This window comes from Caldimonas sp., from assembly GCF_046289365.1.
In the GTDB taxonomy this organism is placed as follows: Bacteria; Pseudomonadota; Gammaproteobacteria; order Burkholderiales; family Burkholderiaceae_C; genus Caldimonas.
The window spans coordinates 1-10,089 of sequence record NZ_JBKBVU010000120.1 but is presented as its reverse complement, the minus strand read 5'-3'; the positions used below and the strand labels follow the sequence as shown (position 1 = coordinate 10,089).

The following is a 10,089-nucleotide window of genomic DNA, read 5'->3' as shown; positions in this document are numbered from 1 at the left end:
GCCGGGGCGATGATGTAGTAGACGGGGATGGACAGCTCGGTGCGCGGCAGGCTCACGTCCACCAGCGTGGCGCCGAGCGCCTCGAACTCGGCCAGCGCGGCGCGCACCGCAGCGCGCACGCCTGCAGCCACGCCCTCGCCGAAGAACTCCCGGGGCAGGCCGATGCGCAGGCCCTTCAGGGGCCGCTCAGCGCTGGCCCCTTCGCGCGGCGTGCGGATGGCAGCGGCGTAGTCCTCCACGGGCTGCTGCGCCGAGGTCGCATCGCGCTCGTCGAAGCCGCTCATTGCAGTCAACAGCAGCGCGCAGTCCTCGGCGCTGCGTGCCAGCGGGCCGGCCTGATCGAGACTGGAGGCAAAGGCAATCATCCCGTAGCGCGAGCAGCGGCCGTAGGTGGGCTTGATACCGGTGATGCCGGTCAGCGCCGCCGGCTGGCGCACCGAGCCGCCGGTGTCGGTGCCGGTGGCCGCCGGGATCAGGCGCGCGGCCACTGCCGCGGCCGAGCCGCCCGAGGAGCCGCCGGGGATGCACTGCGGGTTCCAGGGGTTGCGGGCCGGGCCGAACGCCGAGTTCTCGTTGCTGCCACCCATCGCGAACTCGTCGCAGTTGAGCTTGCCCAGCGTGACGGCGCCGGCGGCGCGCAGCTTGGCGACGACGGTGGCATCGAAGGGGCTGCGGTAGCCCTCGAGCATCTTCGAGGCCGCCGTGCTGGGAAAGTCGGTGGTGACGAAGATGTCCTTGTGCGCCAGCGGCACGCCCAGCAGCGGGCCTGCCTCGCCCTTCGCACGCCGTGCGTCGGCGGCCTGGGCCTGGGCCAGCGCCACCGCCTCGTCGGTGCACAGGAAGGCCCCGAGTTGTTGATGAGCGGCAACGCGCGCAAGCAGATGTTTCGTGACTTCGACGCTGGAGACGGCCCTCGCGTCGAGCAGGCGGGCCAGTTCGGCCACGCCCAGGTGGTGCAGTTCGGTGCTCATTGCGCCCTCACTCAATGACCTTGGGCACGAGGAAGAGCCCGTCTTCCACCGCTGGGGCGCTGCGCTGGAGGGCCTCGCGCTGGCCGGTCTCGCTCACCACGTCCTCACGCAGGCGCAAGGCCACGTCCTGCACGGCCGACAGCGGGGTGTACAGGGGTTCGACGCCGGTGGTGTCCACCGCGCGCATCTGTTCGACGATCGCAAAGAAGCCGTTGAGCTGTTCGAGCATCCGGGCCTGCTCGTCCTCGCTCAGCGCCAGCCGGGCGAGGTGGGCGATGCGGCCCACATCCTGGGGTGTCAGAGCCATGGGAAATTGTTTGCTGTTGGGGCTTCCCGTACACATCGGTGCAGGGGCATTGGGGTATTATCTTCGGTTATCCACAACCGGCCCGGACGCGGCGGTTTCATCGGGGTGGCAGCCCCGGATGGGGCGCGATCCGGAGCCGGTTTTGTGCAAGAAGCCGGGCTCACCGCTGCACCGGGCGGCCCGAAACAAAACCAGCGCGCGGCCGCACGGGTCCGCCCGGTCGGCCGCCCGGGAATCCTGACACATGTTCGAATCCATTCGTCGCTATTTTTCGACGGACCTCGCCATCGACCTGGGCACGGCCAACACCCTGATCTACGTGCGCGGCAAGGGCATCGTCCTGGACGAGCCCTCGGTGGTGGCCATCCGCCATGAGGGCGGCCCCAACGGCAAGAAGACCATCCAGGCCGTGGGCGCCGAGGCCAAGGCCATGCTGGGCAAGGTGCCCGGCAACATCGAGGCGATCCGCCCGATGAAGGACGGCGTGATCGCCGACTTCACCGTCACCGAGCAGATGCTCAAGCAGTTCATCAAGATGGTCCATCCGCGCTCGATGATGAAGCCCAGTCCGCGCATCATCATCTGCGTGCCCTGCGGCTCCACCCAGGTCGAGCGCCGCGCCATCCGCGAGTCGGCCCTGGGCGCCGGCGCCTCCGAGGTCTACCTGATCGAAGAACCCATGGCCGCGGCCATCGGCGCGGGCCTGCCGGTGTCGGAAGCCTCGGGCTCGATGGTGGTGGACATCGGCGGCGGCACCACCGAGGTGGGCGTGATCAGCCTGGGCGGCATGGTCTACAAGGGCAGCGTGCGCGTGGGCGGCGACAAGTTCGACGAGGCCATCATCAACTACATCCGTCGCAACTACGGCATGCTGATCGGCGAGCCCACCGCCGAAGCCATCAAGAAAGAGATCGGCTCGGCCTTCCCCGGCTCCGAGGTCAAGGAGATGGAGGTCAAGGGCCGCAACCTCTCCGAAGGCGTGCCGCGCAGCTTCACGATCAGCTCCAACGAGATCCTCGAAGCCCTGACCGACCCGCTCAACCAGATCGTCTCGTCGGTGAAGAACGCGCTGGAGCAAACACCGCCCGAGCTCGGCGCCGACATCGCCGAGCGCGGCATGATGCTCACCGGCGGCGGCGCCCTGCTGCGCGACCTGGACCGCCTGCTGGCCGAGGAAACCGGCCTGCCGGTGCTGGTGGCCGAGGACCCGCTGACCTGCGTGGTGCGCGGCTGCGGCACGGCCCTGGAACGCATGGAGCGCCTGGGTTCGATCTTCACCTCGGAATAAGCCTGCCTGAGAATGTGCCGGCCGGCCCAGCCCCCGCCCCCGAGTTCCTGACTGCGTCGCGCCATGCCCCTGGGTACGCTGGACCGCACCCCGCCCCCCTTCTTCCGGCAAGGCCCCTCGGCCTTCACGCGGCTGGTCGTGTTTTCGGCACTGGCCCTGTTCCTGATGGTGGCCGACCGCCGGTTGGGCGTCGTCGAGCCGCTGCGCGCCGTGATCGCCACGGTGCTGCACCCGGTGCAGCAGGCGCTGCGAGTGCCGGTGCAGGCAGTGCGCACCGGCGGCGAGTACCTCCAGGGCCTGGCCGCAGCGCGCGCCTCGGAGGCGCAGGCGCGCCGTCTGCTGGCCGACAAGGCCGAGCGCCTGGGCCGCCTGGAAATGCTCGAGCAGGAAAACGCCCGTCTGCGCGAGATGCTGAACCTGCGCGCCGCATTGAGCGCCCGCACCCAGGCCGCCGAGGTGCTCTACGACCGGCCCGATCCCTACACCCGCAAGGTGGTGATCGACCGCGGGCTCACCCAGGGCGTGGTGCTCGGCTCGCCAGTGATCGATCACACCGGCGTCATCGGCCAGGTCACACGAGTGTACCCACTCACTTCCGAGGTGACGCTGCTGGTGGACAAGGATGCGGTGATCCCGGTGCTCAACACCCGCACGCAGGTGCGCGGCGTGGCCTATGGCGACCCCCAGCGCGGCGGGCTGGAGCTGCGCTTCATGCCCACCAACGCCGACGTGCGCGAAGGCGATGTATTGGCCACCTCGGGCATGGACGGCGTCTACCCGAGCGGGCTGCCGGTGGCGGTGGTCAGCCGGGTCGAGCGCCGCGCCGACAGCGCCTTCGCCCGCATCCTGCTGGAGCCGGTGGGCCAGCTTGCCAGCGCCCGCCACGTGCTGGTGGTCGAACCGGTGGGCCGCGAACTGCCCCCGCCGCCCGACCCTGAGCCCGAGACGGCCGCCCCGCGCCGCGGCGCAGGCCGCCGCTGACCGACAGGCCCCTGCCATGATGCCGCGCGGATCCGACCAGCTCCTGCTGCCTGCCAACCCCGTCTTCATCTGGGTGTCGCTCGCCGTCGCCCTGGCCATCAACATGCTGCCGCTGGGCCGCACACCGGCCATGCCCGACCTGCTGGCGCTCACGCTGGTGTTCTGGAACGTGCACCAGCCGCGGCGCATCGGCATCGGCGCGGCCTTCGTCTTCGGACTGCTGATGGACGTGCACGACGGCGCGCTGCTGGGCCAGCACGCGCTGGCCTACACGCTGCTGAGCTATTTCGCGATCACCATCCACCGCCGGCTGCTGTGGTTTTCGGTGCTGGAGCAGGCCGTGCAGATCCTGCCGCTGTTCTTCGCGGCCCATGCCTCGCTCGTCTTGATCCGGCTGGCCGCCGGTGGCATCTTCCCCGGGTGGGAGCTGCTGCTGGCCCCGGTGTTCGAGGCGCTGCTGTGGCCTCTGGCGAGCTGGGTGCTGCTGGCTCCGCAGCGCCGCGCGCCCGATCCGGACGAGAACCGTCCGCTGTGACCGCGATGACCGAGTTGAAGGATGTCGAGCTTGAGCTGTCGCGCTTTCGAGCGAGGCTGCTGTTCGCCGCTGCCTTGGTGCTGGTGTGCTTCGCTCTGGTGGCTGCGCGGCTGGTGTATCTGCAGGTGCTACGGCACGAGGAGCTGAGCGCGCGCGCCGAGAACAACCGCATCGCGGTGCTGCCCATCCCGCCCAACCGCGGGCTCATCCTGGACCGCAACGGCATCGTCGTGGCGCGCAACTATGCGGCCTACACGCTGGAGATCACGCCGTCGAAGGTGGACGACCTGGACGCCACGATCGATGCGCTGGCCGAGCTGGTGGACATCGGCCCGTCCGACCGCCGGCGCTTCAAGCGCCTGATGGAAGAGACCAAGGGGCTGGACTCGCTGCCGGTGCGCACCCGGCTCAGCGACGAGGAGGTGGCGCGCTTTGCCGCGCAACGCTACCGCTTCCCGGGCGTGGACGTGAAGGCGCGGCTGTTCCGCCACTACCCGCTCGGTGACGTGGGCAGCCACGTGGTGGGCTACATCGGCCGCATCAACCAGGCCGAGAAGAAGGCCATGGAGGACTGGCCCGAGGAGGAGCTGGCCAACTACCGTGGCACCGAGTACATCGGCAAGCTGGGTGTGGAGCAGGCCTACGAGCGCGAGCTGCACGGCACCACCGGCTTCGAGGAGGTCGAGACCAGCGCCGGCGGGCGCGCCGTGCGACGGCTGCGCTCCAGCCCGGCCACACCCGGCCACACCGTGGTGCTGTCGATCGACATCAAGCTGCAGGCCCTGGTCGAGCAGCTCTTCGGCGAGCGGCGCGGCGCGCTGGTGGCCATCGACCCGCGTTCCGGCGAGGTGCTGGCCTTCGTGAGCAAGCCCACCTTCGACCTCAACCTCTTCGTCGAAGGCATCGATGTGGAGAACTGGCGCGCACTGAACGAATCGATCGATCGGCCGCTGCTCAACCGCGCGCTGCGCGGCACCTATCCGCCGGGCTCCACCTACAAGCCCTTCATGGCGCTGGCCGCGCTGAACACCGGCACGCGCTCGGCCAGCCAGGCCATCTTGGACACCGGCGTGTTCGTCTTTGGCAACCACCGCTTCCGCAGCCATGGCGACACCGGGCTGGGCATGGTGGATCTGCGCCGCTCGATCGTGAAGTCGAGCAACGTCTACTACTACACCCTGGCCAACGAGATGGGCGTGGATCTCATCCACGACCAGATGGCGCCTTTCGGCTTCGGCCAGCTCACCGGCATCGACCTGCTGGGCGAGGCCCGCGGCGTGCTGCCATCCACCGCCTGGAAGCGCAACACCTACCGCCGGCCCGAGCAGCAGCGCTGGTATGCGGGCGAGACCATCTCGCTGGGCATCGGCCAGGGCTACAACAGTTTCACGATGCTGCAACTGGCCCATGCGATGGCCACGCTGGCCTCGGGCGGCCAGCGCTACAAGCCCCATGTGGTGCGCGAGATCCGCGATGCGGTCACCCACGAGGCCCGCGCAGTGAACCACGAGCCGCTGAGCCCGCTGGCGCTCAAGCCCGAGCATGTGAAAGTGGTGCTCGAGGCCATGTACGCGGTCACGCAGGAAGGCACCTCCACGCGCAGCTTCGTCGGCGCGCCCTACCGCAGCGGCGGCAAGACCGGCACGGCGCAGGCCGTCTCGATCCGCCAGAACGAGCGCTACAACGCCGCCAAGCTGGCCGAGTACTTGCGCGACCACGCTCTGTACGTGGCCTTCGCGCCGGTGGAAGCGCCGCGCATCGCGGTGGCGGTGATCGTCGAGAACGCCGGCTTCGGTGCGCAGTCGGCCGCGCCCATCACCCGGCGGGTGTTCGACTACTGGCTCGAGGGCCTGTACCCCAGCGAGCAGGACATTGCCGCGGTGCAGCGCGGCGAGGCGGCCGCCCCCGTGGGCACCCCGCGCCTGGCCGCCAGTGTGCCGGTACAACCCGTCTCCTCGGCCTTGGACGGCAGCCGCATCAGCGCCCCGGCCCTTGCCCTGCCCGCCGACGACCCGGCCTCGGCCACCCCCGTCTCGACCGCGCCCGGCGCGGCGCGTGCGCCATGAAGGTCACCTTCGAACGCCCCTCGCTGTGGCAGCGGCTCAAGCCCGTGCTCTTCGGCTTCGACCCGGCCCTCACCGCCGCGGTGCTGCTGCTGTGCGGCGCCGGGCTGCTCATCATGTACTCGGCCGGCTACGACCATGGCAGCCGCTTCGCCGACCATGCCCGCAACATGCTGGTCGCCGCCGGCGTGGTCTTCGTGGTGGCGCAGGTGCCGCCGCACAAGATCATGCGGGTGGCCGTGCCGCTGTATGTCGTGGGTGTGGCCCTGCTGCTGGGCGTGGAGTTCTTTGGCATCACGCGCAAGGGCGCCACACGCTGGCTGCACGTGGGTGTCACCGTGATCCAGCCCAGCGAGATCATGAAGATCGCGCTGCCCTTGATGCTGGCCTGGTGGTTCCAGCGCCGCGAGGGGCAGTTGCGGGTGCCGGACTTCCTGGTGGCCGCGGTGATCCTGGCCGTGCCGGTAGGCCTGATCCTGCGCCAGCCTGACCTGGGCACCTCGCTGCTGGTGCTCGCGGCCGGCCTGGCAGTGATCTTCTTCGCCGGCTTGTCGTGGAAGCTGGTGATCCCGGTGCTGGCCGCCGGGGCCATCGGCATCGTGGCGCTGGTGAGCCTGGAAGAGCGCCTGTGCGCCCCCGGGGTGGACCTGAAGGTGCTGCACGAATACCAGCGCCAGCGCGTGTGCACCCTGCTCGACCCCACGAAGGACCCGTTGGGCAAGGGTTTCCACATCATCCAGGGCACGATCGCCATCGGCTCGGGGGGTCTGACCGGCAAGGGCTTCATGAACGGCACCCAGACCCATCTGGAATTCATCCCCGAGCGCACCACCGACTTCATCTTCGCGGCCTACGCCGAGGAGTTCGGCCTCGTGGGCAACCTGGTCCTGATCCTGGGCTTCCTCTTCCTGATCTTCCGCGGCCTGATGATCGCCAGCGAGGCGCCCACGCTGTTCGCCCGCCTGATGGCCGGCGCGGTGACGCTGATCTTCTTCACCTATGCCTTCGTGAACATGGGCATGGTCAGCGGCATCCTGCCCGTGGTGGGGGTGCCCCTGCCCTTCATCAGTTACGGCGGCACGGCGATGGTCACGCTCGGCCTGGGCCTGGGCATCCTGATGTCGATCGCACGCAGCAAGCGCTTCATGCCAAGCTGAAGGCACGCAAACTGGGGCTCGCACGCAACGCGCCCACCTCGATGCCGCGCCAGTTGCGCAAGACCCCCTCGCTGAGGCCGCGCATGAAACGCCGGTCGTCCTCGGACAGCGGCAGCAAAGCCTCGATCACCGCGGCCATCACCACCTCGGCCGCACGCGCGGTGTTGCCGTCGTCCATCTTCAGCGCCACGCCCAGGCCCAGCTCGGGCAGCGCGGCACCGTAGACCCCTTCGGCCCCGACCTTGCAGAAGACACGCTCGCCCAGGCGCTCCATCACGCGCGTGTCGAAGCGGCCGGTACCGGCCACGTGAAAGGGCGAGCGGGCCACCGCCTGACGCAAGCGCTGCGCGGCACGGGCATGGTCCTCGCTCAGGCCTTGCCCGGTGGCCACACGGGCAAAGGCCAGCGCCCAGGCTTTGAGCGGCAAGGCGTAGGTGGGGATGGAGCAGCCGTCGATGCCCATGGGGGCGTTGTCCAGGCGTTCACCGGTGGCGGCCTCGATGGCGGCACCCACCTCGCGCATCACCGGGTGGTCGGGCTGCACATAGCCGCGCACGAAGCGCTGCAGGTCGGGGCCCTTCGCGCCGCCCTGCATCGCACAGGCCAGGCACAGGAAGCCCGCATGCTTGCCCGAGCAGTTGTTGTGCAAGGCGGTGGGCTCGCGCCCCGCGGCCGCCAGGGCGCGGCCGGCGGCCTCCAGGCCGGGCCAGTGGGCGCCGCATTCCAGGGCCGCCTCGTCCAGGCCCAGACGGCGCAGCATGCCGGCGGCGGTGTCGGCATGGCCGGGCTCACCGTTGTGCGAGGCGCAGGCCAGGGCCAGTTCGGCGTCCGTCAGCCCCAGGGCCTCGGCCGCGCCGCTGGCCACCAGCGGCAGGGCCTGCAGCACCTTGATGGCCGAGCGCGGGAAGACGGGCCGCTGCACATCGCCCAGCGAGCCCACCACGCGGCCGTCGGGATCGACCACCACCAGCGAGCCACGGTGAAAGGACTCCACCGCCCGCCCGCGCCAAGCCTCGACGAGCACCGGGTTCATGCTCAGCCGAGCCGGTAGGGCCCGCCCTTGGCCAGCGCGCGCTGGTAGGCCGGGCGGGCCTGCATGCGCTGCAGCAGGTGGGTGAGCAGCGGGTAGCGCGCATCCAGGCCGCCCCGCGCGGCCGAGGCCTCCAGCGGGAAGCTCATCTGGATGTCGGCGGCGGTGAACTCGTCCCCCGCAAACCAGGGGCGCTCGGCGAGTTCGGACTCCATGTACTCGAGGTGGCGTCGGATGTTGGGCGTCACGATCAGGTCCTTGACCTTGCGCGCGATGCCCGCGGCGATGGGACGCACGAGCCGCGGCGACTTCTTCTCCACCGAATCGAACACCAGCTTCATCAGCAGCGGCGGCATCGCCGAGCCTTCGGCAAAGTGCATCCAGTAGGTGTAGCGCAGGGCCTCGGGGGTGCCGGGCTGGGGCTTGAAGCGGCCCTCTCCGTAGCGATCGACCAGGTATTCGAGGATGGCGCCGGACTCGGCCAGCACCAGCTCGCCATCGGTGATCACCGGCGACTTGCCCAGCGGATGCACCTGGCGCAGCTCGGGCGGGGCCAGCATGGTCTTGGGGTCGCGCTGGTAGTGGCGGATCTCGTAGGGCAGTTGCAGCTCTTCGAGCATCCACAGCACACGCTGTGAGCGGGAGTTGTTGAGGTGGTGGACGGTGATCATCGGGACCGGTGCGGAAACGGAAAGACTGAGCTTAACCGCAAGACGCAGACGGCGCCCTCGTGGGATGCCAGAAGGGCGGCGGTGGTCACCTGGCTCAGACCCGCCAGTGATTGTCCAGGCGCAAATCGGGCAGCGCCAGCCGCTCGGCGTCGGTGCCGGCGCCGGGATGGCCGCCCATCCACAGCCGGCCCTGCGCATCGGTGGCCAGCGCACAGGCCTCGGGCCACGCGACCCAGCCGCACGGCCGGCCGTCGCGGTGGTACAGCGCCACGCCGCCCGCGCGCGGGCAGCCCACCGCAAAGCCCTCGGGCGTGCCGGCGATGTCGCCACCGTAGCCGGCCAAGGGTCGATCGAACGGCACGGCGCGCAGCCCTTGGGGCCCCAGCAGCGCCAGCAAGGGGGCGGCCTGGCGACGGGCCTCGTCGTCATGCTCGGCCTGCAGCGCCACGCCCAGGCGGTCACCGCTCCAGGCCAGGTGCCGCAGGCTCAGACGGGTGTCCTCCAGCCGCCATTGGCCGCGCAGCTCGCCGCGGCGCGTGTCCAGGCAGACGAGCGAGGCGTCCATCGCCTCGAGCGCGAGCTTCTGCCGCCCCGTCTCGGGCCGCGTCTCGATGCCGCCGTTGGCCACGAACAGGCGGTCGGGGTGATGACGGTCCCACAGCAGTTGGTGCGGATCGCGGCCGCGGGTGGGCCAGGCGTGCAGCGGCTCCAGCGTGTCGGCCGCGCGCACGGCCACCCAGCCCATGCCGGTGTCCAGATCGGTTTCGGTGGTCAGCAGCACGCGGCCCTCGGGATGCAGCAGCACATGGCCGTTGAGCGTGCGCTCGGGCGGCATCCAGGCCCACCGGGGCTCGCGGCCGGGCACCCACCGCAGCAGCCAGTCGCCCGGGCGGCGGGCCGCCGCATAGAGTTCGCCCGCAGGGCCGATCCACACGCCATGCGCCCGGGTGGGCACCTCCAGGGCCGCTTCCACCTGCCACTGGCCGCGGGACGGATCGGGGCGCAGCCAGCCCACCTGGTGCTGGTGGTCGCTGCGGCGCCAACTGGCGGCCAGGCGGGGCGCAGCCGCCGCCCAGGCGGGCGCGG

Annotated in this window: 10 protein-coding genes; 5 read left to right on the top strand and 5 right to left on the bottom strand. The window is 70.4% G+C overall.

Features of this window, described 5'->3' with window-relative positions; all coding sequences use genetic code 11:
- Together ACK42S_RS12100 and gatC are read right to left on the bottom strand one after the other, a co-directional pair.
- A partial coding sequence (locus ACK42S_RS12100; protein WP_409707635.1) for an amidase occupies positions 1–971 on the bottom strand: 971 nt, incomplete at its 3' end.
- Between the two features lie 7 nt (positions 972–978).
- Entirely contained in the window at positions 979–1,278 is a 300-nt protein-coding gene (gatC, locus tag ACK42S_RS12095; RefSeq protein ID WP_409707632.1) for an Asp-tRNA(Asn)/Glu-tRNA(Gln) amidotransferase subunit GatC, read from the bottom strand.
- Positions 1,279–1,522: 244 nt separating this feature from the next.
- On the opposite strand from gatC, the gene ACK42S_RS12090 reads away from it, so the two are divergent.
- The 5 genes from ACK42S_RS12090 to rodA all read left to right on the top strand — a co-directional run bounded on the left by ACK42S_RS12090 (position 1,523) and on the right by rodA (position 7,302).
- On the top strand, positions 1,523–2,566 hold the full coding sequence (locus tag ACK42S_RS12090) for a rod shape-determining protein (protein ID WP_019561076.1): 1,044 nt from the start codon (positions 1,523–1,525) through the stop codon (positions 2,564–2,566).
- A gap of 63 nt (positions 2,567–2,629) precedes the next feature.
- Positions 2,630–3,547, top strand: a complete 918-nt coding sequence (gene mreC / locus ACK42S_RS12085; RefSeq protein ID WP_409707629.1) for a rod shape-determining protein MreC — start codon at positions 2,630–2,632, stop codon at positions 3,545–3,547.
- Positions 3,548–3,563: 16 nt separating this feature from the next.
- Positions 3,564–4,082, top strand: coding sequence for a rod shape-determining protein MreD (gene mreD / locus ACK42S_RS12080; RefSeq protein ID WP_409707626.1), 519 nt, complete (start codon positions 3,564–3,566; stop codon positions 4,080–4,082).
- Between the two features lie 5 nt (positions 4,083–4,087).
- Complete coding sequence (gene mrdA / locus ACK42S_RS12075) at positions 4,088–6,148, top strand: penicillin-binding protein 2 (protein ID WP_409707623.1); 2,061 nt, start codon at positions 4,088–4,090, stop codon at positions 6,146–6,148.
- Positions 6,145–7,302 (top strand): rod shape-determining protein RodA, encoded by a 1,158-nt coding sequence (gene rodA / locus ACK42S_RS12070; RefSeq protein ID WP_409707620.1) that lies wholly within the window; start codon positions 6,145–6,147, stop codon positions 7,300–7,302. Before mrdA ends, rodA begins: the two co-directional genes overlap by 4 nt.
- Here rodA and ACK42S_RS12065 read toward each other — a convergent pair.
- The 3 genes from ACK42S_RS12065 to ACK42S_RS12055 form a co-directional block, all read right to left on the bottom strand.
- Entirely contained in the window at positions 7,289–8,335 is a 1,047-nt protein-coding gene (locus ACK42S_RS12065; RefSeq protein ID WP_409707617.1) for an asparaginase, read from the bottom strand. The genes rodA and ACK42S_RS12065 overlap by 14 nt on opposite strands.
- Before the next feature lie 2 nt (positions 8,336–8,337).
- Complete coding sequence (locus ACK42S_RS12060; RefSeq protein WP_409707614.1) at positions 8,338–9,003, bottom strand: glutathione S-transferase family protein; 666 nt, start codon at positions 9,001–9,003, stop codon at positions 8,338–8,340.
- A 94-nt stretch (positions 9,004–9,097) separates the two neighbouring features.
- The coding region (locus tag ACK42S_RS12055) for a DUF1513 domain-containing protein (RefSeq protein WP_409707611.1) at positions 9,098–10,089 on the bottom strand (992 nt) is incomplete at its 5' end.

Excerpts from the sequence above, each read along its gene's own strand:
- gatC (WP_409707632.1), bottom strand. The coding sequence starts at position 1,278 with ATGGCTCTGACACCCCAGGATGTGGGCCGCATCGCCCACCTCGCCCGG.
- ACK42S_RS12090 (WP_019561076.1), top strand. The coding sequence starts at position 1,523 with ATGTTCGAATCCATTCGTCGCTATTTTTCGACGGACCTCGCCATCGAC.
- mreC (WP_409707629.1), top strand. The coding sequence starts at position 2,630 with ATGCCCCTGGGTACGCTGGACCGCACCCCGCCCCCCTTCTTCCGGCAA.
- mreD (WP_409707626.1), top strand. The coding sequence starts at position 3,564 with ATGATGCCGCGCGGATCCGACCAGCTCCTGCTGCCTGCCAACCCCGTC.
- mrdA (WP_409707623.1), top strand. The coding sequence starts at position 4,088 with ATGACCGAGTTGAAGGATGTCGAGCTTGAGCTGTCGCGCTTTCGAGCG.
- rodA (WP_409707620.1), top strand. The coding sequence starts at position 6,145 with ATGAAGGTCACCTTCGAACGCCCCTCGCTGTGGCAGCGGCTCAAGCCC.
- ACK42S_RS12065 (WP_409707617.1), bottom strand. The coding sequence starts at position 8,335 with ATGAACCCGGTGCTCGTCGAGGCTTGGCGCGGGCGGGCGGTGGAGTCC.
- ACK42S_RS12060 (WP_409707614.1), bottom strand. The coding sequence starts at position 9,003 with ATGATCACCGTCCACCACCTCAACAACTCCCGCTCACAGCGTGTGCTG.